Source organism: Micromonospora sp. IBHARD003, assembly GCF_056106285.1.
The window spans coordinates 5,610,746-5,631,148 of record NZ_JBWBBX010000001.1 but is presented as its reverse complement, the minus strand read 5'-3'; the positions used below and the strand labels follow the sequence as shown (position 1 = coordinate 5,631,148).

At 69.9% G+C, this 20,403-nt stretch carries 23 protein-coding genes; 13 read left to right on the top strand and 10 right to left on the bottom strand.

The genetic code is table 11. The features are described from left to right. Nucleotides 1-399: 399 nt before the first annotated feature. Genes ACTWOL_RS25105 through ACTWOL_RS25095 form a run of 3 tightly spaced genes read left to right on the top strand, consistent with a single transcriptional unit; the run spans nt 400 to nt 3,108 of the window. A complete protein-coding gene (locus tag ACTWOL_RS25105; RefSeq protein ID WP_474299041.1) occupies nt 400-1,359 on the top strand; it encodes an ABC transporter substrate-binding protein in 960 nt (319 codons plus the stop codon). A gap of 46 nt (nt 1,360-1,405) precedes the next feature. Next, a complete protein-coding gene (locus tag ACTWOL_RS25100) occupies nt 1,406-2,350 on the top strand; it encodes an amino acid ABC transporter permease (RefSeq protein WP_474299040.1) in 945 nt (314 codons plus the stop codon). Further along, nucleotides 2,347-3,108 (top strand): amino acid ABC transporter ATP-binding protein, encoded by a 762-nt coding sequence (locus tag ACTWOL_RS25095; RefSeq protein WP_474299039.1) that lies wholly within the window; start codon nt 2,347-2,349, stop codon nt 3,106-3,108. Before ACTWOL_RS25100 ends, ACTWOL_RS25095 begins: the two co-directional genes overlap by 4 nt. Before the next feature lie 233 nt (nt 3,109-3,341). Here ACTWOL_RS25095 and ACTWOL_RS25090 read toward each other — a convergent pair whose 3' ends face one another. Further along, nucleotides 3,342-4,115 (bottom strand): class I SAM-dependent methyltransferase, encoded by a 774-nt coding sequence (locus ACTWOL_RS25090; RefSeq protein WP_474299038.1) that lies wholly within the window; start codon nt 4,113-4,115, stop codon nt 3,342-3,344. A gap of 90 nt (nt 4,116-4,205) precedes the next feature. Between ACTWOL_RS25090 and ACTWOL_RS25085 the strand changes: the two genes are divergently transcribed. Continuing rightward, a complete protein-coding gene (locus tag ACTWOL_RS25085) occupies nt 4,206-4,835 on the top strand; it encodes a CGNR zinc finger domain-containing protein (RefSeq protein ID WP_474299037.1) in 630 nt (209 codons plus the stop codon). On the opposite strand, the gene sodX is transcribed toward ACTWOL_RS25085, so the two are convergent. Then, entirely contained in the window at nt 4,739-5,161 is a 423-nt protein-coding gene (gene sodX / locus ACTWOL_RS25080; protein ID WP_474299036.1) for a nickel-type superoxide dismutase maturation protease, read from the bottom strand. The two genes, ACTWOL_RS25085 and sodX, sit on opposite strands and share 97 nt — an antisense overlap. A 181-nt stretch (nt 5,162-5,342) precedes the next feature. Between sodX and sodN the strand changes: the two genes are divergently transcribed. Further along, the gene (gene sodN / locus ACTWOL_RS25075) at nt 5,343-5,738 is read left to right on the top strand and encodes a superoxide dismutase, Ni (protein WP_474299035.1); all 396 of its coding nucleotides are present in this window, start codon (nt 5,343-5,345) and stop codon (nt 5,736-5,738) included. Between the two features lie 146 nt (nt 5,739-5,884). On the opposite strand, the gene ACTWOL_RS25070 is transcribed toward sodN, so the two are convergent. After that, the gene (locus ACTWOL_RS25070; protein ID WP_474299034.1) at nt 5,885-6,895 is read right to left on the bottom strand and encodes a LysR family transcriptional regulator; all 1,011 of its coding nucleotides are present in this window, start codon (nt 6,893-6,895) and stop codon (nt 5,885-5,887) included. 193 nt (nt 6,896-7,088) lie between these two features. Here ACTWOL_RS25070 and snpA point away from each other — a divergent pair, with 193 nt between their 5' ends. Continuing rightward, nucleotides 7,089-7,754, top strand: coding sequence for a snapalysin (snpA, locus tag ACTWOL_RS25065; protein WP_474299033.1), 666 nt, complete (start codon nt 7,089-7,091; stop codon nt 7,752-7,754). A gap of 334 nt (nt 7,755-8,088) precedes the next feature. Here the strand turns inward: snpA and ACTWOL_RS25060 are convergent, their stop codons facing one another. The 5 genes from ACTWOL_RS25060 to ACTWOL_RS25040 form a co-directional block, all read right to left on the bottom strand. Beyond that, nucleotides 8,089-8,535: a DUF6304 family protein gene (locus ACTWOL_RS25060; protein WP_474299032.1), complete on the bottom strand. Its 447-nt coding sequence runs from the start codon at nt 8,533-8,535 to the stop codon at nt 8,089-8,091. A gap of 165 nt (nt 8,536-8,700) precedes the next feature. Beyond that, nucleotides 8,701-8,937 carry a hypothetical protein gene (locus ACTWOL_RS25055; RefSeq protein WP_474299031.1) on the bottom strand — a complete coding sequence of 79 codons (237 nt, stop codon included), beginning with the start codon at nt 8,935-8,937 and terminating at the stop codon, nt 8,701-8,703. Between the two features lie 194 nt (nt 8,938-9,131). Then, nucleotides 9,132-9,725, bottom strand: coding sequence for a GNAT family N-acetyltransferase (locus ACTWOL_RS25050; RefSeq protein ID WP_474299030.1), 594 nt, complete (start codon nt 9,723-9,725; stop codon nt 9,132-9,134). Nucleotides 9,726-9,949: 224 nt separating this feature from the next. Beyond that, a complete protein-coding gene (locus ACTWOL_RS25045; protein ID WP_474301253.1) occupies nt 9,950-10,990 on the bottom strand; it encodes a family 2 encapsulin nanocompartment cargo protein polyprenyl transferase in 1,041 nt (346 codons plus the stop codon). Between the two features lie 83 nt (nt 10,991-11,073). Next, nucleotides 11,074-12,507 (bottom strand): family 2B encapsulin nanocompartment shell protein, encoded by a 1,434-nt coding sequence (locus ACTWOL_RS25040; protein ID WP_474299029.1) that lies wholly within the window; start codon nt 12,505-12,507, stop codon nt 11,074-11,076. A gap of 392 nt (nt 12,508-12,899) precedes the next feature. On the opposite strand from ACTWOL_RS25040, the gene ACTWOL_RS25035 reads away from it, so the two are divergent. Both ACTWOL_RS25035 and ACTWOL_RS25030 read left to right on the top strand, forming a co-directional pair. Then, nucleotides 12,900-13,490 carry an N-acetylmuramoyl-L-alanine amidase gene (locus ACTWOL_RS25035; RefSeq protein ID WP_474299028.1) on the top strand — a complete coding sequence of 197 codons (591 nt, stop codon included), beginning with the start codon at nt 12,900-12,902 and terminating at the stop codon, nt 13,488-13,490. 60 nt (nt 13,491-13,550) lie between these two features. Beyond that, nucleotides 13,551-14,528 (top strand): 1-aminocyclopropane-1-carboxylate deaminase/D-cysteine desulfhydrase, encoded by a 978-nt coding sequence (locus ACTWOL_RS25030; RefSeq protein WP_474299027.1) that lies wholly within the window; start codon nt 13,551-13,553, stop codon nt 14,526-14,528. On the opposite strand, the gene ACTWOL_RS25025 is transcribed toward ACTWOL_RS25030, so the two are convergent. Continuing rightward, a complete protein-coding gene (locus ACTWOL_RS25025) occupies nt 14,507-16,105 on the bottom strand; it encodes a Na+/H+ antiporter (RefSeq protein WP_474299026.1) in 1,599 nt (532 codons plus the stop codon). The two genes, ACTWOL_RS25030 and ACTWOL_RS25025, sit on opposite strands and share 22 nt — an antisense overlap. 46 nt (nt 16,106-16,151) lie before the next feature. Here ACTWOL_RS25025 and ACTWOL_RS25020 point away from each other — a divergent pair, with 46 nt between their 5' ends. The 3 genes from ACTWOL_RS25020 to ACTWOL_RS25010 all read left to right on the top strand — a co-directional run bounded on the left by ACTWOL_RS25020 (nt 16,152) and on the right by ACTWOL_RS25010 (nt 18,103). Next, nucleotides 16,152-16,412: a UBP-type zinc finger domain-containing protein gene (locus tag ACTWOL_RS25020; protein ID WP_474299025.1), complete on the top strand. Its 261-nt coding sequence runs from the start codon at nt 16,152-16,154 to the stop codon at nt 16,410-16,412. 243 nt (nt 16,413-16,655) lie between these two features. Continuing rightward, on the top strand, nt 16,656-17,069 hold the full coding sequence (locus ACTWOL_RS25015; protein ID WP_474299024.1) for an ATP-binding protein: 414 nt from the start codon (nt 16,656-16,658) through the stop codon (nt 17,067-17,069). Then, nucleotides 17,066-18,103 (top strand): RNA polymerase sigma factor SigF, encoded by a 1,038-nt coding sequence (locus ACTWOL_RS25010; protein ID WP_474299023.1) that lies wholly within the window; start codon nt 17,066-17,068, stop codon nt 18,101-18,103. The genes ACTWOL_RS25015 and ACTWOL_RS25010 overlap by 4 nt, the downstream gene beginning before the upstream one ends. 149 nt (nt 18,104-18,252) lie before the next feature. Here the strand turns inward: ACTWOL_RS25010 and ACTWOL_RS25005 are convergent, their stop codons facing one another. Continuing rightward, the gene (locus ACTWOL_RS25005; RefSeq protein WP_474299022.1) at nt 18,253-18,696 is read right to left on the bottom strand and encodes a hypothetical protein; all 444 of its coding nucleotides are present in this window, start codon (nt 18,694-18,696) and stop codon (nt 18,253-18,255) included. 73 nt (nt 18,697-18,769) lie between these two features. Between ACTWOL_RS25005 and ACTWOL_RS25000 the strand changes: the two genes are divergently transcribed. Next, complete coding sequence (locus tag ACTWOL_RS25000) at nt 18,770-19,738, top strand: diacylglycerol/lipid kinase family protein (RefSeq protein WP_474299021.1); 969 nt, start codon at nt 18,770-18,772, stop codon at nt 19,736-19,738. 315 nt (nt 19,739-20,053) lie between these two features. Then, nucleotides 20,054-20,311, top strand: coding sequence for a WhiB family transcriptional regulator (locus ACTWOL_RS24995; protein WP_003953983.1), 258 nt, complete (start codon nt 20,054-20,056; stop codon nt 20,309-20,311). Nucleotides 20,312-20,403 lie beyond the last annotated feature (92 nt).

The following is a 20,403-nucleotide window of genomic DNA, read 5'->3' as shown; positions in this document are numbered from 1 at the left end:
TCCTTCTTACCTGACGGACGGTACCGGCGACGAGTCCATTAGCCCGGCTCGGGGCCCTCGGCAGGAGACCGAGAGCGACATAAGCCGCATAAGCTGTATTAGTCGACAAGTGACAAGCTGTCCGCTCGTCGTTACTCCCCGAAATCGTCCGAATCACGAGACGTTCCGAAGATTTTTCCGTCATTGGAAGGTAAAGCCGCAGATGATGCGGCCGGTCCGGTCGTGATGTACCGGCCTGTCGCGGTTCGGGGGTCACCCGTTATCCGATTTTGACATGCGGAGGCCACTGAATGGGCTAGCCCGAATGGCAAGATGCCGGAAACACACAGGGTCGTGACACTCGAAGGTGAGTTCGCGACCGACTTTGGCTACTCCCTGACCTGTCGGAGGACCACAATCATGACCGCAAGCACCACTCGTCGTACGACCGCCGCCAGGTCCCGGATCGCCGCGGTCGGCGCGATCGCGGTCACCGGTGCCCTGGTACTCACCGGCTGCGGTGACCAGACCCAGGGGGCCAAGCAGGAGAACAACTCCACGTCCGCCGCTCCGCTCGCGGACAAGCTGCCCGCGTCCGTCCGCTCCAAGGGCGTCATCAAGGTCGGCTCGGACATCGCGTACCCGCCGGTCGAGTTCAAGGACGGCTCCGGCAAGGTCGTCGGTATCGACCCCGACGTCGCCGATGCGCTGGGCAAGCAGCTCGGTGTGAAGTTCGAGTTCGAGAACGGCACGTTCGACACCCTGATCACGGGTCTGCGCTCGAAGCGCTACGACATCGCCATGTCGGCCATGACCGACAGCAAGGACCGCCAGAACGGCGTGGACTCCACGACCGGCAAGAAGGTCGGCGAGGGTGTCGACTTCGTCGACTACTTCACCGCCGGTGTCTCGATCTACACCAAGAAGGGCGACGACAAGGGCATCAAGACCTGGGCCGACCTGTGCGGCAAGAAGATCGTCGTCCAGCGCGGCACGGTCTCCGAGGACCTCGCCAAGGCCGAGAACACCAAGTGCACCAAGGCCGGCAAGGGCAAGATCGCGATCGAGGCGTTCGACAACGACCAGCAGGCCCAGACCCGTCTGCGCGCCGGTGGCGCCGACGCCGGCTCCTCGGACTTCCCGGTCGCCGCCTACGCCGTGAAGACCTCCGGCGGCGGTAACGACTTCCAGATCGTCGGCGAGCAGGTCGAGGCCGCTCCGTACGGCATCGCGGTGGCCAAGAGCAACACCGAGCTGCGCGACGCGCTCCAGGCCGCGCTGGCCGCCATCATCAAGAACGGCGAGTACCAGAAGATCATCTCCAAGTGGGGTGTGCAGGCCGGCGCTGTGACCGAGGCGAAGGTCAACGGCGGTTCCTGACCCCGGTCGGAACCTGACTCGGCACAGAAGCACTGAAAGGCTCCACGTGACTGTCGACATCGATAAGACGGGTCCGGAGGACACACCGCCGACGCCGAAGGCCGGACCGGAGGCCATCAAGGCCATTCCGGTGCGGCACTACGGCCGGTATGTCGCCGCCGTCGTGGCGATCGCGCTCTTCGCGGCGATCGTCTACGCCTTCTCGCAGGGCAAGATCAACTGGGATGCGATCCCGGAGTACTTCTTCGACCAGCGCATCCTCGAAGGCGTCGGGAACACCCTGCTGCTGACCATCCTGTCGATGGCCATCGGCATCATCGGCGGCATCCTGCTCGCGGTGATGCGCCTGTCGAAGAACCCGGTGACCTCCTCGATCGCCTGGTTCTACATCTGGTTCTTCCGCGGCACCCCGGTCCTGGTCCAGCTCATCGTCTGGTTCAACCTCGGCCTGGTCTTCGAGTACATCAACCTCGGACCGTTCTACCGGGACGAGTGGTCCGACTTCATGACCCCGTTCCTCACCGCGCTGCTGGGACTGGGTCTGAACGAGGCCGCCTACATGGCCGAGATCTGCCGCGCCGGTCTGCTCGCGGTCGACGAGGGCCAGACCGAGGCCTCGCACGCCCTGGGCATGAGCCACACCAAGACCCTGCGCCGTGTGGTCATCCCCCAGGCGATGCGGGTCATCGTGCCCCCCACGGGCAACGAGGTCATCAACATGCTCAAGACCACCTCCCTGGTGTCGGTGGTCCAGTACTCCGAGCTGTTGCGCCAGGCCCAGGACATCGGTCAGACGTCCGGCGCCCCCGTCGAGATGCTCTTCCTCGCCGCGGCCTGGTACCTGATCATGACCTCCGTCCTCAGCGTCGGCCAGTACTACCTGGAGCGTTACTACGCACGGGGCTCCAGCCGGAGCCTGCCGCCCACCCCCTGGCAGAAGATCAAGGCCGGTGTGTTCTCCGTGCGCCGCCCGAAGGGAGCCGCGGCATGACCGCCATGGTGAAGGCCGAGGGCGTCCACAAGTCCTTCGGCCACATCGAAGTCCTCAAGGGCATCGATCTCGAGGTCGCTCCCCGGGAGGTGTTCTGCCTTATCGGCCCCTCCGGCTCGGGCAAGTCCACCTTCCTGCGGTGCATCAACCACCTGGAGAAGATCAACGCGGGCCGGCTCTACGTCGACGGCGAGCTCGTCGGCTACCGCCAGAAGGGCGACAAGCTCTACGAGCTCAAGGACAGCGAGGTCGCCCTCAAGCGCCGGGACATCGGCATGGTCTTCCAGCGCTTCAACCTGTTCCCGCACATGACCGCCCTCGAGAACGTCATGGAAGCCCCCATCCAGGTGAAGGGCGAGAGCAAGGCGGTGGCCCGTGAGCGAGCCGCCAAGCTGCTCGACCGCGTCGGCCTCGCCGACCGTGCCGGCAACTACCCCTCCCAGCTCTCCGGCGGCCAGCAGCAGCGTGTCGCCATCGCCCGTGCCCTGGCGATGGAGCCGAAGCTGATGCTCTTCGACGAGCCGACGTCGGCCCTCGACCCGGAGCTGGTGGGCGATGTGCTGGACGTCATGCGCGGCCTCGCCGAGGACGGCATGACGATGGTCGTCGTCACCCATGAGATGGGCTTCGCCCGCGAGGTCGGCGACTCCCTGGTGTTCATGGACGGCGGCGTGGTCGTCGAGTCCGGTCACCCGCGGGACGTGCTGACGAACCCGCAGCACGAGCGGACGAAGGCATTCCTGTCCAAGGTCCTGTGACCTGACGGGCGACGCCGTCGCCACGGCCTGCCGGGCCCTCTCCGCATCGGACATCGAACGGAGGGGGCCCGCCGCACGTCCGGGCACGGCCCCGCCCGGCACCGTTTCCGGGAACCTCGGCGCCCCGGTGGCCGAGACCTCAGCGCGCCGGTGGCCGAGCCCGCGTAACCGCCACCGCTGTGGATTGATGACGCCCGGACGGGTCGGCAGCCGCTCCCAGGCCCGGACGGGACCTACTTGACCGCGAGCACCATCGAGTCGGACGGGGAAGCCCAGACGCCGCGCGCCTCGGCGAAGCCCGCCGCGCGCAGGGTGCGTGCATGCCAGTCGAGCGACGGGAAACCTCCGTCGGCGTGCTCGCCGTAGATCTCGAACCGCCGGGCCGTCGGTCCCGCGAGCACCGGGTCCTTGGCCGCCAGGGCCCACCACTCGGACCAGTCGAGCACTCCGGCGGCCCTGGCCCGGTCCATGGCTGCGTGCCGGTGGGCGCGCTCGGCCGCGTTGATGCGCGGGGTGGTCTCGTCCTTCATGTGGTCGGCGTTCATGAAGACCCCGCCGTCCCTGACGAGCCCTGCGAGCCGGCCGTAGAGCGTGGCCAGAGGGCCCAGGCGCAGCCAGTGCAGGGCGGTGGCGGTGAGGACCGCGTCGTACGAGTCGTGCGGGAGAGCCTCGGCCCAGTCCGGGTCCATGAGGTCCGCGGTGACGAAGCTGACGCGGTCGTCGCCCGCGAAGTACCCCTCCGCGATGGTCAGCAGGGCCGGATCCTGGTCCACCCCGACGCTCACCGCGTTCGGGAACCGCTTGAGCAGCCGGTCCGTGATACTTCCCGTACCGCAGGCGAGGTCAAGGACCCTCGGCTCGGGACCGGCCACGGCTTCGACCATGTCCAGCATCACCCGGAACCGTTCCTCGCGGTCGGGCAGGTACCACTCCTGCTGGCGGTCCCAGCTCTCCTGCCAGGCCTGCCAGTCCGTCCCGGTCGCCGTCTCCGCCGCGTACTCCGCCATCGGAACCCCTCCCGTTCGTAATACCCTGTACGAAGAAGCAGCCATTACCTCTCCGACGCCGACACTAGACCCCATCCGTAAGGACTACAAGTGGAACTGGCCTCTTACTCGGATTACGCCGTGCGTCTGGTCAACACCGAGGAGCCGGCTCGCAACAAGGACACGCTCACGTCGGTCGAGGCGGTCCGCGAGCTCTTCGGCGCGTCCACCCAGGCCGCACGCCGCGCCACGGACGCCGATGTGACACGGTTCCGCTCCGTGCGGGCCAGACTGCGCGCCGTCTTCGGCGCCGCAGACGCCGGCGACCAGACCCAGGCCGTCGACCTGCTCAACTCGCTGCTGCTGGAGTTCCCGGTCAGCCCGCAGATCTCGGGCCACGAGCACCTCGACGAGGAGGGCCGGCCCCGCTGGCACATGCACCTCGCCGAGCATCCGTCCAACGCGACGGCCGGCTATGCGGCGATCGCCTCCATGGGGCTCGCCTTCCACCTCACCGAGTTCGGCGCCGACCGGCTCGGCCTCTGCCAGGCCGCGCCCTGCCGCAACGCCTACCTCGACACCTCCACCAACCGCTCGCGCCGCTACTGTTCGGACCGCTGCGCGACGCGCGCGAACGTCGCGGCCTACCGTGCCCGCAAGCGCCTGGAGACCGAGCGTTCGGAGAGCACGGGCCGCACGGCGGACAGCAGCCAGACCGCGAAGGAGCGCAGCGACCGCTGATCCTGCCCGCGCGGCCGGTAGCGGACCCGGACCCGCCCCAGCAGCAGATCGCCGGGAACGGCGCCGAAGAGCCGGCTGTCGCCCTCGGTGTACGGGTTGTCGCCCAGCACCCACCAACCGTCTTCGCGGCGCTCGACGAGCCGTTTCACGATCAGCAGGTCCTGCTGCAGCGGATGCCGCATCACCGCCACGTCCCCGGCCCGGAACGCGGCGACGCCGTAGTGCACGAGCAGCCGGTCACCGTGCGTCAATGTGGGATGCATGGAGGGACCCGTCACCTCCGCGATCCCGAAGGGCGCTCCCGGCTCCCGCCCCAGATCCGTCATCGTCCGCCTCCCGGTACCGATCGAGGGCCCCCTCGCGCCGCGTCCCGGCTCCCACCGTAGTTTCCCCGGACGTCCCGCCCACCCCGGACTTTTGACCTAAGCCCCAGGGGCACTCGCGAAAACCGGACTCTCACGGAGTAATCTCCCACCTGAGAAGACGATCACGAGGAAGGACAGCTCAATGCTCTCCCGCCTGTTTGCCCCCCGGGTGAAGGTCAGCGCCCACTGCGACCTCCCCTGCGGCGTCTACGACCCCGCTCAGGCCCGTATCGAGGCCGAGTCGGTCAAGGCCGTCCAGGAGAAGATGGCCGCGAACGACGACCCGCACTTCCAGGCCCGTGCCACGGACATCAAGGAGCAGCGTGCGGAGCTCGCCAAGCACCACGTCTCGGTGCTGTGGAGCGACTACTTCAAGCCCCCGCACTTCGAGAAGTACCCGCAGCTGCACCAGCTGGTCAACGAGACCCTGAAGGCACTGTCCGCGGCCAAGGCGTCGACCGACCCGAAGACGGGCGAGAAGGCGCTGGAGCTCATCGCGGAGATCGACCGCATCTTCTGGGAGACCAAGAAGGCCTGAACCCCTTCGGACTCCACCCCGGCCGCACCCGGCCCGCAGGCCGCCGAACACGGCGTCCACGGCGGGCCGGGTGCGGTTGTCTCCGGCCGTTCGCCGAACGGCAGGCAAGGGGCACCGGACGAGCCCCCTGATGCTGCGGCGACGTGTCAGGAACGAGCCACCGAAGGTTCGTCGCACTCGCCGCCGTGGGGTTCAGGCCACCGGGGTGCGAGCAACGGGCTCCGGTTCCGCACCAGCCACCGGCGGTACGCGGGTGCGCGCAGGGCCACCTCCTGGTAGGCCGCGGCCAGTTCGCCGAACAGGAGTTCCTGTTTGTCCGGGCAGGCGCCGGGTCGTGAGTAGAGCAGCAGCCGCACGGCCAGCGGGTCGCCGCGCAGTGGGCGGATGACCATGTCGTCGCGCGGACCGGTGGTGGGCTGGCAGGGGGCGATCGCCTCGCCGACCACGATGAGGGTCGCCGTCGTGTGGTAATCCGCGTGCAGGACCGGGGGGTCGATGCCGGCCGCGGCCAGGACGCGGCGCAGTCCGTCCCATTCGCCGTCGACCGTCGGGTCGACCATCCAGCGGTCCTCGGCGAGGTCCGCGATGTCGACGACGTCCGCCGCTGCGGCGGGGTGGTCCCGGGTCATGGAGACGAACTGCGGCTCGCGCTCGATCAGGACGCGTTCCTCCAGGCCGTCGGGCACCATCAGCGGGCAGCCCTCGACCTCGTGGACGAACGCGACGTCGAGCCGCCCGGCGGCGACCATACGCAGCAGGGCGCCGGCCGAAACGTTCATGTGGAGGGACAGGTCCGTGCCTTCGGGCAGCCGCTGCCGCAGGCGTCGGAGCCAGCCGGCGAGGGCGCGGCTGGCCGTGGAGCCGATGCGCAGTCGAGGCTCGGCCGCGCGGGCGATCGCCGCCCTGGTCTCCCTGACCAAGGCGGACATCTCGGCGACGAGCGGGCGGGCGCGACTGAGGACCGTATAGCCGAGCGGAGTGGGCCGGCAGCCCGTGCGTTCGCGGATGAACAGCTCCGCTCCCAGGGCCATTTCGATGCGACTCAATTGGGTCGTCAAGGAGGGCTGGCTCATTCCCAGCTGCCGGGCCGCCTTGTGCAGGCTGCCCGCATCCGCGATCGCGCACAGGGCCCGCAGATGCCTCACCTCCAGCTCCATGCACCGAGCGTAGAGCGGCACCTTTCGTCACACCAGACACCCACGTCCCGCCAATTTTCCCCATACATAAGGAAGTTGGGGCTGCTCGGAGTTGTGATGCGGTCGTGCTATCGGTGGTTGGCATCATCCGCCCCGCCGCGGGCTCCCCGACACTCTCCCGTACCGATCCCCACTCGGACGAGGAGCACCCCCCATGAGACATCCCGTACGGCACCCCAAGGCCTTAGTCTCCGCAGCCCTCGGTCTCGGCCTCGCCGCCGCCCTGACCGCCGCGGTCCCCGCCACCGCGAGCCCTGCCTCCGCGACGGCCGGCAAAGCCGCCCCGGCCGTCGCCTACGCAGGCTCCGCACAGGACGCGAAGGCGACGAAGGCCTTCTTCGACGCCGTGGTGAAGTCGGTCGCCGAGAAGCGTGCCAAGAACCCGGGCGCCCAGGCCGTCACCGTCGTCTACAGCGCGAGCGGCGCCCCCAGCTTCCGCTCGCAGATAGCCAGCAGCACACGGATCTGGAACGGCTCGGTCTCCAATGTGCGGCTGCAGGAGGGCAGCAACCCCGACTTCCGGTACTACGAGGGCAACGACCCGCGCGGTTCGTACGCCAGCACCGACGGTCACGGTCGCGGCTACATATTCCTCGACTACCGGCAGAACCAGAAGTACAACTCGACCCGTGTCACCGCCCATGAGACCGGCCATGTGCTCGGGCTGCCCGACCACTACTCGGGTCCCTGCAGCGAGCTGATGTCAGGCGGAGGACCCGGCACGTCCTGCCAGAACGCCTACCCCAACGCGTCCGAGCGCTCCCGGGTGAACCAGCTCTGGGCGTTCGGCCTGGCCGGGGCCCTCGCGAAGGTCTCGTAGGGCGCCAGGGCGACATCCTGGCCGAGCCCCCGTGGCTCTCCCGTTCGACGACGTCCCGTGTCCGGGTAGCCGCACCCGGGCACGGGGCGTCTTCACGGCACACCGGGCCGGCCGCACGGCAATGCGCGGGCGGACCGGTGCACGTGTCCCCTGCCGGGAAGCGCGGGGCGCGGGCGGGACAGGGAGTTCTCTCCTCGTCCCGCCCGTAGGCCGTCCCGGCGGTGCCACTCAGGCGCGCCCAGGCGCTCGGATGTTCAGGCGCTGGGATGTTCGGCAGCTGGGGTGTTCAGTGGTTGGGGTGTTCAGTGGTTGGGGTGTTCAGCCGCTCAACCGCTCAGGCGCTTTCGAGCAGTTTCCGTTCGAAGTCCGCGCCCTGCGGCAGCTGGCGGCGGATACGCCCGAGCGCCTCGTCGAAGTCCCCGCCGGCGATCCCGGACTCGTACGCCGCACCGCTGAAGTGCAGGGTCAGGTTCAGGTCCGCCCGGTCGGGGCGCCCGTCGGCACCGCGCTCGCCGAGCGTCAGCAGACAGCTGAGCGTGGCCTGCTGCCGCACCCCGGCCAGGGTGACGGGCAGCGGGAGATCCCATTCCAGTACGCAGCCGGAGAGTGCCTCGCCCGAGCCGGCCGCGCTCAGTGCGGTGAAGCCCGGACCTTCGTAAGCAGTTCCCCTGATGCGGGTGTGCACGTCCCGCCCGTTCGCGGCGACCGCGAGCGCGATCGCCTCCGCACCCCGGCGGTCCCGGTACCAGCCGGTCCACACGTCCGTCGACTCCGATGACATGGCGCGGACTGTAGCGGTATGACTGGCTCCGCCGTACAGGCGGTCACCCCTTCGAATGCATCGAACGCCCGAACGGCCCACCATGGGGCCTCCCGGAAAGCGGATAGAAGGCGCAGACGGAGAGAATCCGCAGCCTGGTCCGCTGCCCGACGACACCACGCGCCCTCAGGCCTCCTCGGGGCCTCCGGCGTGCCGGCGGGTCACTTCCGCGGTGTCTTCGGCCGCGGACGGCTCGGTGCCGAGGGCACAGGCCGCGTTGTGACAAGGTCCCGGCACCCACTCGGGGACGAACGCCCCAAGGATCTTGCGCCGCTTGATGACGGTACCGACAGGCTGCCCGCAGGCCGGGCACGTGTACTCACCCTGCGGGCGGCGGACGGTCCGACGTCCTTCACTGCCCATGCGTCCCAGGATAGGGCGGCATGCCCGGGACGGACAGCGCTCGGCCGCACCCGTACCGCCGACCGGTGGAACTCCGTACAAGCCCCACCGTCGCCGAACACCGGCGGATACGTCCTGATCAGGGGCCCGGCGGCCTTGTCGAGCAGCGCGTTGACCTGCGGTGCCGGGCCCGCGATCGGTCATCCGCTCGCCCGTCAGGTCACCGGTTCGCGCCACATGGGCCACATGTGCGGGCCGCCCGGCAGCTCGACCTCGCGGTCCGTGAAGCGGAAGCCGAGCCGCTCGTAGAGCCTGCTGCTGCGGGCGCTGCTGGCCTCCAGATAGGCGGGGACCCCACCGCGGTCGCCGCGCTCCAGCACCGGAGCGATCAGCGCGGTGCCCAGCCCCTCGCCCTGCCGCTCCGGGGTGACGGCGATGAGCAGCAGATAATCATGAGCCCTGTCGTGCGGGTGGGCCGCAGCGGTCAGCCGCCCGACGAGTTCGGCACGCGCGTTCTCCGGGTCCACCGCCTCCCGCATCCGGGCGGGTGTGTCGTCCCCGGGGTCCGGCGGCCCGGCGGGCACATGGAGCCAGAGCGCCGCGGCCGACCCGTCCTCCGTCATGTCCACCCATCCCTCGGACAGTGCGGTGTCGAGGAAGAGCCCCATGAAGGTGCCGTGCACCTTGCGGCGGTGGTTCTCGTCGGGGAAGACCCAGCTGCTCACCGGGTCGTGCATGAAAGCCTCGTCGAGCAGCCGCACCACCGTGTCGCGATCGCTCACCCCCGCCTGCCGTATCCGTACGCCCATGTCCGGGTCCCTCTCCGAGCTCGTCAACTGATCGCTGCGATACTAGAGTTGGGGTCGGGCCGGTGTCGGCGGACATGGCCGGTTCACGACCGTCCGGAACGGGTGCGGGAAGTCCCGTGGTCGGCTGCGCGGCCGACCGGTCCCGTGCGGCCTCCGGCCCGGGACGGTACCGCTGCCCGGTGGGCACCTGGCCGCCTCGTGCCCGGGTCTTGGCGAACCCCTGCTCAGCGCGTGCGGCGGGTGACGAACTCCGCCAGGGACAGCAGATCCCCGGCAGCCTCCAGATCAGGCACGGCACGGGACAGTTGCTGCACCGCCCGAGCCATCCGGTCCGCCGCCTCGAGCTGGGCCCAGTCCCTGCCACCCGCCTGGTCCACCGCGTCCGTCGCACGACGGACGGCTTCCGTGTCCATGGGACGCTTGTACAGCTCGGCCAGCTCCCTCCCCGCCGCGGTACCCGAACTCAGGGCAGCGACGACCGGCAGCGATTTCTTGTGCGCGGCGAGGTCGGCACCCGCGGGCTTGCCCGTGCGCTCCGGGTCGCCCCAGATCCCGATCAGATCGTCGATGAGCTGGAACGCCAGCCCTGCCTCCCGCCCGAAGGCATCCATCGCGGCGATCTCCTCCTCGCCCGCACCGGCGTAGAGCGCGCCGAGGGCGCAGGCACATCCCAGCAGGGCCCCGGTCTTCGCCGTGGCCATGGCGAGGCATGCCTCGAGCGACACTTCCTGGGGTTCGAGCTCCTCGAAGGCGCAGTCGGCCTGCTGTCCCGCGCACAGTTCGATGACGCAGGCCGCGAGACGGGCGGATGCCGCGGCAGCCGCCGGGTGCCGGTCCTCCGCGAGGAGTCTCAGTGCGAGGCTGAGCATGGCGTCGCCCGCGATGATCGCGTCGGGTGTGCCGAACACCGTCCAGGCGGTGGGCCGGTGTCTGCGGGTCCGGTCCTCGTCGATCACATCGTCGTGCAACAGGGTGAAGTTGTGTGCGAGCTCGACCGCCGCGGCCGCCCGCACGACGTGCTGCGGATCCCCGCCGAGTGCCCGGGCGGCGGCGAGCACCAGGGCGGGCCGGATCGCCTTGCCCGCCGAGCCGGCGGCCGGGGTGCCGTCGGCGTGCTCCCAGCCGAAGTGGTACATCGCGATACGCCTCAGGGATCCGGGCAGCGACTCCACCGTGTCCCGCAGCCGGGGCGTGACGGCGGTCCGGGTGCGCTCCAGGAGTGCCGCGGCCTCGTGGCCATCGGTGGCGGTGTCCGTACTGGTCATCGTCACGGTGTCTCCCTCTGCTCAGGGGGTGGGGCGGGGGCGGCGGGCGCAGGCGCCGCCCCCGGGATGGCAACGCCGAACGCTCAGCGCCAGCGGCTCACTTCGACGTTCTCCAGCACACCGAGGGCGTCGGGCACCAGCACGGCCGCCGAGTAGTAGGCCGTGACGAGGTAGGAGATGATCGCCTGCTCGTCGATGCCCATGAAGCGGACCGAAAGGCTCGGCTCGATCTCGTCGGGGATGCCGCTCTGCCGCAGCCCGACGACACCCTGGTCGTCCTCGCCCGTACGCATACAGATGATGGACGTCGTCCTGGCGTCCGATACGGGGATCTTGTTGCAGGGGAAGATGGGCACTCCACGCCAGGCCGGGATGCGGTGGCCTCCGATGTCCACGGTGTCGGGGTAGATACCCCGCCTGCTGCATTCACGTCCGAACGCCGCGATGGCGCGCGGGTGGGCGAGGAAGAGCTTGGACCCGCGCCTGCGGGACAGCAGCTCGTCCATGTCGTCCGGGCCGGGCACACCGTCGTGCGGCTGAAGCCGCTGCCCGTAGTCGCAGTTGGCCAGCAGGCCGAACTCCTTGTTGTTGACGAGCTCGTCCTCCTGGCGTTCGCGCAGCGCCTCGACCGTGAGCCTCAACTGCTGCTCGGTCTGGTTCATCGGCTGGTTGTAGAGGTCGGCCACCCGGCTGTGCACCTTCAGCACGGTCTGGGCCACGCTCAGTTCGTACTCGCGGGGAGCCCCCTCGTAGTCGACGTAGGTGTGCGGGACGACCGCCTCGCCGACATGGCCCGCGGAGAGGTCGATGGCGGCCTCACCGAACTTGTTGGTCCGCTGGTGGGGCAGTGACAGCGTCGCCACGAGATGGGCCGCGAGCGACTCGGCCCGGTCGGCGAGGGTCAGCACGTCCTGACGGGTCAGCTGGAGGACGACGCACGAGGTGGCGGCGCGGGCCGTGGCGTCCCAGACGGCGTCGCCGTCGATCAGTGACCGGTCTCCGAGGTAGGAGCCGTCGGCGAGGACGCCGAGTACCGCCTCGTCGCCGTAAGGTCCGGTGCCGATCTGCTCGACCCGGCCGTGCGCGATGAGGAACACCCGGTCCGCGGCCTCCCCCTTGGTGGCCAGCACCTCGCCGGGGGCGAACTCCCGCTGCCGGCACCGCTGGGCCAGCTCGGCCAGCACCGCCTCGTCGGCGAACCCGCGCAGCGACGGCAGCTCTCCGAGCTCCGCGGGGATGACCTGCACCTGGCCCCCGGTCTGGACGAAGGTGACGCGCCCGTCACCCACCGAATAGCTCAGACGGCGGTTCACCCGGTACGTGCCGCCCTGGACCTCGACCCACGGCAGCATCCGCAGCAGCCACCGGGAGGTGATCTCCTGCATCTGGGGCGACGACTTGGTGGTGGTCGCCAGGTTTCGCGCGGCGGCCGTACCGAGACTCTGCTGCGGCAGTGCCGCGTCCTGGCCTCCCTCGCGCACCTCGTCGCCAACCGAACCAACCGAACCAACCGACATGCGAGTCCTCACAATCATGGGTTGACCTGCGCGAAGAAGCCTTCCATCACGGAAAGTGGGCGCGCCATTACACAAATGAGTGGGACTAGTCCCGCACCAGCGGGGGCATGCCGCACTTTTCCACCCGCCCGGCTCAGCCCGGCCCGCGGATCCCGCGGCCGCGAGCGCCTGACGGGTTCGGTACCCCGGCTTCCCGCTGGCTCGGACCGTCCCGCGGCTGTCCGGTTCTCTTCGAGCGGCGTGCGAACGCTTCGGCGCGTCAACGGTGTTGGGGTAAGAGGTTGTTGAAGGCGCGGTACGAGTGACAGGTTCCGCCCGGCACCGCTCCCCCACGGCACATCAACGACACCCCTCCCCACCCCCGCCCAGCCGAAGTTGAAAAGGAGGCGGTCATGGCCCCACCCATGTCCGCGAACAGCTTCCTCGACGCCCTGCTCGACGAGGGGCTGACGGTCGTCCAGGTCGGCGACTGGCGCACCCACAACCGCAACCACAAGGGCCCCTGGGGCCCCGTACACGGCGTGATGATCCATCACACCGCCACCAAGGGAACCTCGGCCACCGTCCGCATCTGCCGTGACGGCTACTCCTCGCTCCCCGGGCCGCTCTGCCACGGCGTCATCGCCAAGGACGGCAAGGTCCATCTGGTCGGCTACGGCCGCGCCAACCACGCCGGCCTCGGCGACGACGACGTCCTGCGCGCCGTCATCGCCGAGCGCGGGCTGCCGCCGGACAACGAGGCGAACACCGACGGAAACAGACACTTCTACGGCTTCGAGTGCGAGAACCTCGGCAACGGCACGGACCCGTGGCCCGGGGCGCAGCTGGAGGCCATCGAGAAGGCCGCGGCGGCGGTCTGCCGGCGCCACGGCTGGACGTCACGCTCCGTGATCGGCCATCTGGAGTGGCAACCGGGGAAGATCGATCCACGGGGCTTCACCATGGCGTCCATGCGCGCTCGCATCCAGGACCGGCTGACGTGAGCACCGCCCGGAAGCGCCGGTCGACGACGCGGGCGGGTACGCGGGCGTGACAATGGCCGGGTGAACGCGTTCGACCTCGGAATACTGCAGCCCCGGCTCCCGTCCCCTCTGGAGCCGGTCGAGGACGAGCGCTTCGCCCGGCACGGCGTACGGCTGCTGCTCAAGCGCGACGATCTGATCCACCCGGCGCTTCCGGGCAACAAGTGGCGCAAGCTGGCACCGAATCTGGCAACCGCTGCCAGCCGGCCCGTGCTGACGTTCGGCGGGGCGTACTCCAACCATCTGCGCGCCACCGCGGCCGCGGGACGGCTGCTCGGCTTCCCCACCGTCGGGATCGTCCGCGGCGAGGAACTCGCCGCCCGACCCCTCAATCCCTCGCTCGCCCGGTGTGCGGCGGACGGCATGCGGCTGCACTTCGTCGACCGCGGGACCTACCGGTGCAAGGACGAACCCGAGGTGCTGGCGTCCCTGGTCGAGCGCTTCGGGCGCGGTGGGCGCGAGGGCTGCTACGTCGTCCCCGAGGGGGGCAGCAACGCCCTTGCCGCACAGGGCTGCAGAGAGCTCGGACGTGAGCTGCGCGGCGTCTCGGACGTGGTCGCCGTGGCCTGCGGGACGGGCGGGACGCTCGCCGGGCTGGCGGCCGGGCTCGCTCCCGCTCCGCAGGCGCCTCCCGGTGAAGCCGGGAGCAGGGCGCTCGGCATCCCCGTGCTGCGCGGCGGCTTCCTGGGCGACGCCGTACGGGCCCTGCAGTTGCAGGCGTTCGGCGGCCCCGTGGGCGAGTGGTGGCTGGACGAGCGCTTCCACTGCGGCGGCTACGCCAGGACCACTCCGGAACTCGAGGCCTTCGCAGAGGACTTCGAAAAACGGCACGGACTGCCCGTCGAGCGTCTGTATGTCGCCAAATTGCTGTACGGACTCGTCGCCCTCGCCGATGAGGGTGCGTTCGCACCCGGGACCACCGTGACCGCCGTGATCACGGGGAGCCGCGACACGCAGCCGCAGGCGCCGCGCGGCACTCAGTCCGCGCCCTCCCGGTAGGCGACGGCCTCCTCGAGGTCGAGCCGCCGCAGCAGCGTCCGCATCATCTCGTCGTCGATCCGCCGCTCGTCGCGCAACTGCACGAAGACCTCCCGCTCCGCGTCGATCACCTCGCGCGCCAGCCGCCGGTAGGTGTCGTCGGCGGACTCCCCCGTGATCGGATTGCCCGCCCCCAGCCGCTCCCACACGGCATTCCTGCGGCGCTCCAGAACCCCTCGCAGCCGGTCGGCCAGCGGTCCCGGCAGGGCGTTGCGCTCGTCGGCGAGCAGTTCGTCGAGGCGCGCCTCCGCCTTCCGGGACGCCTCGCTCTGCGCCTGGGCCTCGGCGAGCGTCTCGGCCTGTGCGTCACGCCCGGGCAATTTCAGAAGGCGGATCAGCGGTGGGAGGGTCAGGCCCTGCACGACCAGCGTCCCGATCACGGTGGTGAAGGTCAGGAACAGCACCAGATTGCGCGCCGGGAAGGGCTCCCCGTCGTCCAGGACGGCCGGAATGGAGAAGGCGATCGCCAGCGAGACGACCCCGCGCATCCCGGCCCAGCCCACGACCACGGGGGCCTTCCAGTTCACCCCCGGTTCGCGCTCCCTGATCCGGCTCGACAGTTTCCTGGGCAGGAATGTCGCGGGGAAGACCCAGACGTAGCGGACCACGACCACCGCGACGAACACCAGGAGGGCGTACGCGCAGGACTCCGCCATGCCGTAGGCGCCGAGCCCCTGGACGACGTACGGCAGTTGCAGCCCGATCAGCAGGAAGACGGAGGACTCCAGGAGGAAGGCGACCATCTTCCACACGGCCTCCTCCTGCAGCCGGGTGGCGAAGTCGACCTGCCAGGCGCGGTGCCCGAGGAAGAGGGCGACGACCACGACGGCCAGCACACCCGAGGCGTGGACCTGCTCGGCCGCCGCGTACGCGATGAACGGGATGAGCAGGGACAGGGTGTTCTGCAGCAGGGCTTCCTTCAGATGGGTGCGCAGCCAGTGGATCGGCACCATGAGGATCAGCCCGACGACGACACCGCCGACCGACGCCAGCAGGAATTCGCCGATGGTGCCCGCCCAGGTCACGCCCTCCCCCACGGCGGCGGCCAGGGCCACCCGGTAGGCGGTGATCGCGGTCGCGTCGTTCACCAGCGACTCGCCCTGGAGGATGGTGGTGATGCGGTGCGGCAGGCCGAGGCGGCGTGCGATCGCGGTGGCCGCCACCGCGTCCGGCGGTGCCACCACGGCGCCCAGTACCAGCGCAGCGGTCAGTGGCAGTGCGGGCACCATGAGGTACACGAGATAGCCGACGACAAGGGTCGCGAAGAGCACGTAGCCGACGGACAGCAGGGCGATCGGCCGGACGTTGGCCCGCAGATCGAGATACGAGCTGTCCAGAGCGGCCGTGTGCAGCAGCGGGGGCAGCACCAGCGGCAGCACCACATGGGGATCGAGCGTGTACGAGGGCACCCCGGGCACATACGAGGCGGCGAGCCCTACGGCCACCAGAAGCAGAGGTGCCGGCACCGGTGTCCGGCGGGCTGTCGCGGCGATCACCGCGCTGGCGGCGATCAGCGCCACCAAAGGCAAAGCATCCATCTCGGCCCGACCTCACGTCCGTCCCGCTCGTCGTAATCTGGCAATCATGAGCGAGTGCCCGCATGTTCTCGACCTGCCGCGCCCCGAGCCCGCACAGTTGAGCGATACTTGTCGGGAATGTCTGATCGACGGAACACATCCGATCCAGCTGCGTCTCTGCCTGACCTGCGGGCACGTGGGCTGCTGCGACTCTTCGCCCCACCGGCACGCCTCCGGGCACGCCGAGAAGGCGGGGCATCCGGTGATGCGGACTCTGGAGCCCGGAGAGAGCTGGCGGTGGTGCTTTCCGGACGGTTCGATCGTGTGACGTCTGGGTACGTCAACCCTCCGCCGGAATATCTCAATTGGGCGGCGCACGCCTCTAGCCACTGTGCGTACCCATAGGCTTACCATGAGTGACAGCGTCGGGCAGGGGTCCCGGCGACACGGCACCATGGATCGCGATAGCGTCGCCAGTCCAGACAGACAACTGCGCACCGGCGCGCAGCAAGCGGCTCCGGGACCGTTCTCCCGGGGCCTCGATCGACCTTGTGCCACCTTGGAGGTGAGGGTGTCCCAGATCGCAGGCGAGCCCGGGACTCAGGACTTCGTGGAAGTCCGGCTGCCCGCTGCGGGTGCCTACCTTTCCGTGCTGCGTACGGCCACGGCCGGCCTCGCGGCGCGCTTGGACTTCACCCTCGACGAGATCGAGGATCTGCGCATCGCGGTCGACGAAGCCTGCGCGATCCTGCTGCAGCAGGCAGTACCGGGCTCCGTCCTCAGCTGTGTCTTCCGGCTTGTCGACGATTCCCTGGAAGTCACCGTCTCGGCCCCGACGACCGACGGCCGCGCACCCGAGCGCGACACCTTCGCCTGGACGGTGCTCTCGGCACTCGCGGGCAAGGTCGAATCCTCCGTGGCGGAGGACCGCACGGTGGCCATCAGCCTGTACAAACAGCGCGGCGCGGGACCCGGGCCGGCGTGAGGGACGGGGACGGTCCGGTGCGGGACGAGGAGCGGTTTCCCGAGGCGCCGCACGACCGGCATGCGGACCCGGCCGACCCGGGGTACGCACCGGCGGGCATCCCGGAGCAGCAGGCCAGGCCGCACCCGGCGGTGGATGGACGTGACGGCGTGTCGGCCCCGGCACACGCGGCGGAGCAGGTGCAGGCTGGGGGTACCTCCCAGGCGAAGGACTGGGGGAGGGCGGCCCACATGAGCGAGCAGCAGGAGCACCACTCCAAGGATCACGCGCGCGTCGATCCGAACGACCGGAGCGAGGCGCGGTCGATGTTCGTCGAGCTGCGCACACTTCCCGAGGGTTCGCCCCAGCGGGCCGAGCTGCGCAACCAGCTGGTCCGTATGCACCTGCCGCTGGTCGAGCATCTGGCCCGCCGGTTCCGCAACCGCGGCGAGCCGCTGGACGACCTGACCCAGGTCGCCACGATCGGCCTGATCAAGTCGGTCGACCGGTTCGATCCGGAGCGGGGCGTCGAGTTCTCGACGTATGCGACGCCCACGGTCGTCGGCGAGATCAAGCGCCACTTCCGCGACAAGGGCTGGGCGGTGCGGGTGCCGCGACGGCTCCAGGAGCTGCGGCTGGCCCTCACGACGGCGACGGCTGAGCTGTCCCAGCAGCACGGCCGCTCACCGACCGTGCACGAGCTCGCCGAGCGGCTCGGGATCTCCGAGGAAGAGGTTCTGGAGGGTCTGGAGTCGGCCAACGCCTACTCCACGCTGTCCCTGGACGTTCCCGACACGGACGACGAGTCCCCGGCGGTCGCGGACACGCTGGGCGCCGAGGACGAGGCACTGGAGGGCGTCGAGTACCGGGAGTCGCTCAAGCCGCTGCTGGAGGACCTGCCGCCGCGGGAGAAGCGGATCCTGCTGCTGCGGTTCTTCGGGAACATGACGCAGTCGCAGATCGCGCAGGAGGTCGGCATCTCCCAGATGCACGTCTCGCGTCTGCTGGCGCGGACGCTGGCGCAGCTCCGCGAGAAGCTGCTGGTCGAGGAGTAGCCGGCGCGGGTCGCCCGCGGCGGTGCGGTGGGGGCGGTGGACGCCGTTGCCGCGCCGGATGGGGCGGCGGGCCGGCGCGCCCGCCTCCTCGAGACGGCCCGGGCGCGCCCGGACAGGGCCGGCTGACCCGCCTGATCCAAACGAAGACTCTAGCGGCGGATGCCCAGCGCGCGGGTCGTCGCCGGGTTGAGCAGCAGCACCAGCCCCGTCACCGAGATCACCGCGAGGGCGATCCCCGCAGGGATCAGAGCCCCCGAGGAGCGCAGAAGGGTCCAGGCGACCGGGAGCGCCATCAGCTGGGTGATGATCGCCGGGCCCCGGCTCCAGCTGCGGCGCAGCAGCAGGCCGCGCGCGGCCAGGAGCGGAATGATGCCGAGCGCGATCAGGGTGGCGCCGCCCGTCTCCGCCTGCGAGGTGCTGTCGGGTGCTCCGGTGAGGCCGCTCACCAGCATGTAGATCCCGCCCGCGATCAGCGCCAGGGCTTCCAGGCCGCAGACGGCCGCCGCGGCGGTCAGTCGGGACGGACGCGATCCGGACGCCGGCTCGGCAGCCGGGTCTGCGTCCGGCTCGTGGGTCTGCTCAGCACTGCTCACCCCTGCAGGGTATCCGGCGGCCGTCCGGGGCCGGGCTGGGGCCGGATACCCACTCGTAGGTACGCTGGCCGCCATGCGCGCACTCCTCGTGGTCAACCCGGCAGCAACCACCACCAGTGCCCGCACCCGTGATGTCCTGATCCACGCCCTGGCCAGCGAGATGAAGCTGGATGCCGTCACGACGGAGTACCGCGGCCACGCCCGCGATCTCGGCAAGCGCGCGGCCGAGTCCGACGACGTCGACCTGGTCGTCGCGCTCGGCGGTGACGGCACCGTCAACGAGGTCGTCAACGGGCTGCTGCACGCCGGCCCCGACCCCGACGCGCTCCCCCGCCTCGCGGTCGTCCCCGGCGGCTCGACCAATGTGTTCGCTCGTGCGCTCGGCCTTCCCAACGACGCCGTCGAGGCGACCGGCGCCATCCTGGACGCGCTGAGCCTGCGCAGCGAGCGGACCGTCAGTCTCGGGCTGGCGTCCGGGACGCCGGACACGGACGACGAGGCGGCGCCGCCCCGCTGGTTCACCTTCAACGCCGGATTCGGCTTCGACGCGGGAGTCGTCGGCCGGGTCGAGCAGCAGCGGGAGCGCGGCCGAACGTCGACGCACTCCCTCTACATACGCCAGGCGGCCCGCCAGTTCCTGCGCGACCCGCACCGCAGGCGGGGCGCGATCACGCTGGAGCGTCCCGGTGCGGACCCGGTGCGGGATCTGGTGCTGTCGATAGTCTGCAACACGTCTCCCTGGACCTACCTGGGCAATCGTCCGCTGTACGCCGCCCCCGACGCGTCGTTCGACAGCGCTCTGGACGTCATGGCGATGCAGCGGCTCTCGGCGCCCGCGCTGACGCGCTTGGCGGCCCAGCTGCTCACTTCGACCCCGGAGCGCGGTCCGCAGGGCAAGCATGTCGTGTCGCTTCACGACCTCACGGACTTCACCTTGCATTCCAAGGTTCCGCTCCCGTTCCAGCTGGACGGAGACCATCTGGGGCTGCGTACGAGCGTGACGTTCACAGGCGTTCGCCGTGCACTGCGTGTGATTGTGTGAGTGGAAGGGCCCAAACTCCTTCCACTCGAACGTTTAGACGCGGATCCACCCCATGGAAGTACGGCTGTGATCTAGTCGACACCAAGGAATCAAAAAAAACTTTCCGGAAGGGGTTGTATCCGCAGCCGAGGTTTGCGAATCTCTACGTGGCGATCGGGACGGCCCGCAGAACCGGCCTCCCAGAGAGCCAGAACCCCTCCTCATCTCAGGACCGCAACCGGTTCAACTGGGCGTTGGCCCTTCCCTTGCGGGGGGATTCGTGAAAGCGTTCACATTCACAAGCACCTGCACGTAATACCAAGAGAGGTAGCAGCCATGGACTGGCGTCACAACGCCGTTTGCCGCGAGGAAGACCCCGAGCTGTTCTTCCCCATCGGCAACACCGGTCCTGCGCTGCTGCAGATCGAGGAAGCCAAGGCCGTCTGCCGCCGCTGCCCCGTCATGGAGCAGTGCCTGCAGTGGGCGCTCGAGTCCGGCCAGGACTCCGGCGTCTGGGGTGGCCTCAGCGAGGACGAGCGCCGCGCGATGAAGCGCCGCGCTGCTCGTAACCGGGCGCGCAACGCCAGCGCCTGATCGCCACCGCTACGAGCCTGAGCCCGGCGGCGCGTACGGCGAGTACGCAATCACCGCCCCCGAGCCGCAGCGCGCAGCATTCACAGCGTTCG

Coding starts and splice junctions, on each gene's coding strand:
- ACTWOL_RS25000 (WP_474299021.1), top strand. CDS start 18,770: ATGCGCGCACTCCTCGTGGTCAACCCGGCAGCAACCACCACCAGTGCC.
- ACTWOL_RS25035 (WP_474299028.1), top strand. CDS start 12,900: ATGGCCCCACCCATGTCCGCGAACAGCTTCCTCGACGCCCTGCTCGAC.
- ACTWOL_RS24995 (WP_003953983.1), top strand. CDS start 20,054: ATGGACTGGCGTCACAACGCCGTTTGCCGCGAGGAAGACCCCGAGCTG.
- ACTWOL_RS25060 (WP_474299032.1), bottom strand. CDS start 8,535: ATGTCATCGGAGTCGACGGACGTGTGGACCGGCTGGTACCGGGACCGC.
- ACTWOL_RS25105 (WP_474299041.1), top strand. CDS start 400: ATGACCGCAAGCACCACTCGTCGTACGACCGCCGCCAGGTCCCGGATC.
- snpA (WP_474299033.1), top strand. CDS start 7,089: ATGAGACATCCCGTACGGCACCCCAAGGCCTTAGTCTCCGCAGCCCTC.
- ACTWOL_RS25025 (WP_474299026.1), bottom strand. CDS start 16,105: ATGGATGCTTTGCCTTTGGTGGCGCTGATCGCCGCCAGCGCGGTGATC.
- sodX (WP_474299036.1), bottom strand. CDS start 5,161: ATGACGGATCTGGGGCGGGAGCCGGGAGCGCCCTTCGGGATCGCGGAG.
- ACTWOL_RS25070 (WP_474299034.1), bottom strand. CDS start 6,895: ATGGAGCTGGAGGTGAGGCATCTGCGGGCCCTGTGCGCGATCGCGGAT.
- ACTWOL_RS25040 (WP_474299029.1), bottom strand. CDS start 12,507: ATGTCGGTTGGTTCGGTTGGTTCGGTTGGCGACGAGGTGCGCGAGGGA.
- ACTWOL_RS25055 (WP_474299031.1), bottom strand. CDS start 8,937: ATGGGCAGTGAAGGACGTCGGACCGTCCGCCGCCCGCAGGGTGAGTAC.
- ACTWOL_RS25095 (WP_474299039.1), top strand. CDS start 2,347: ATGACCGCCATGGTGAAGGCCGAGGGCGTCCACAAGTCCTTCGGCCAC.
- ACTWOL_RS25020 (WP_474299025.1), top strand. CDS start 16,152: ATGAGCGAGTGCCCGCATGTTCTCGACCTGCCGCGCCCCGAGCCCGCA.
- ACTWOL_RS25045 (WP_474301253.1), bottom strand. CDS start 10,990: ATGACCAGTACGGACACCGCCACCGATGGCCACGAGGCCGCGGCACTC.
- ACTWOL_RS25050 (WP_474299030.1), bottom strand. CDS start 9,725: ATGGGCGTACGGATACGGCAGGCGGGGGTGAGCGATCGCGACACGGTG.
- sodN (WP_474299035.1), top strand. CDS start 5,343: ATGCTCTCCCGCCTGTTTGCCCCCCGGGTGAAGGTCAGCGCCCACTGC.
- ACTWOL_RS25090 (WP_474299038.1), bottom strand. CDS start 4,115: ATGGCGGAGTACGCGGCGGAGACGGCGACCGGGACGGACTGGCAGGCC.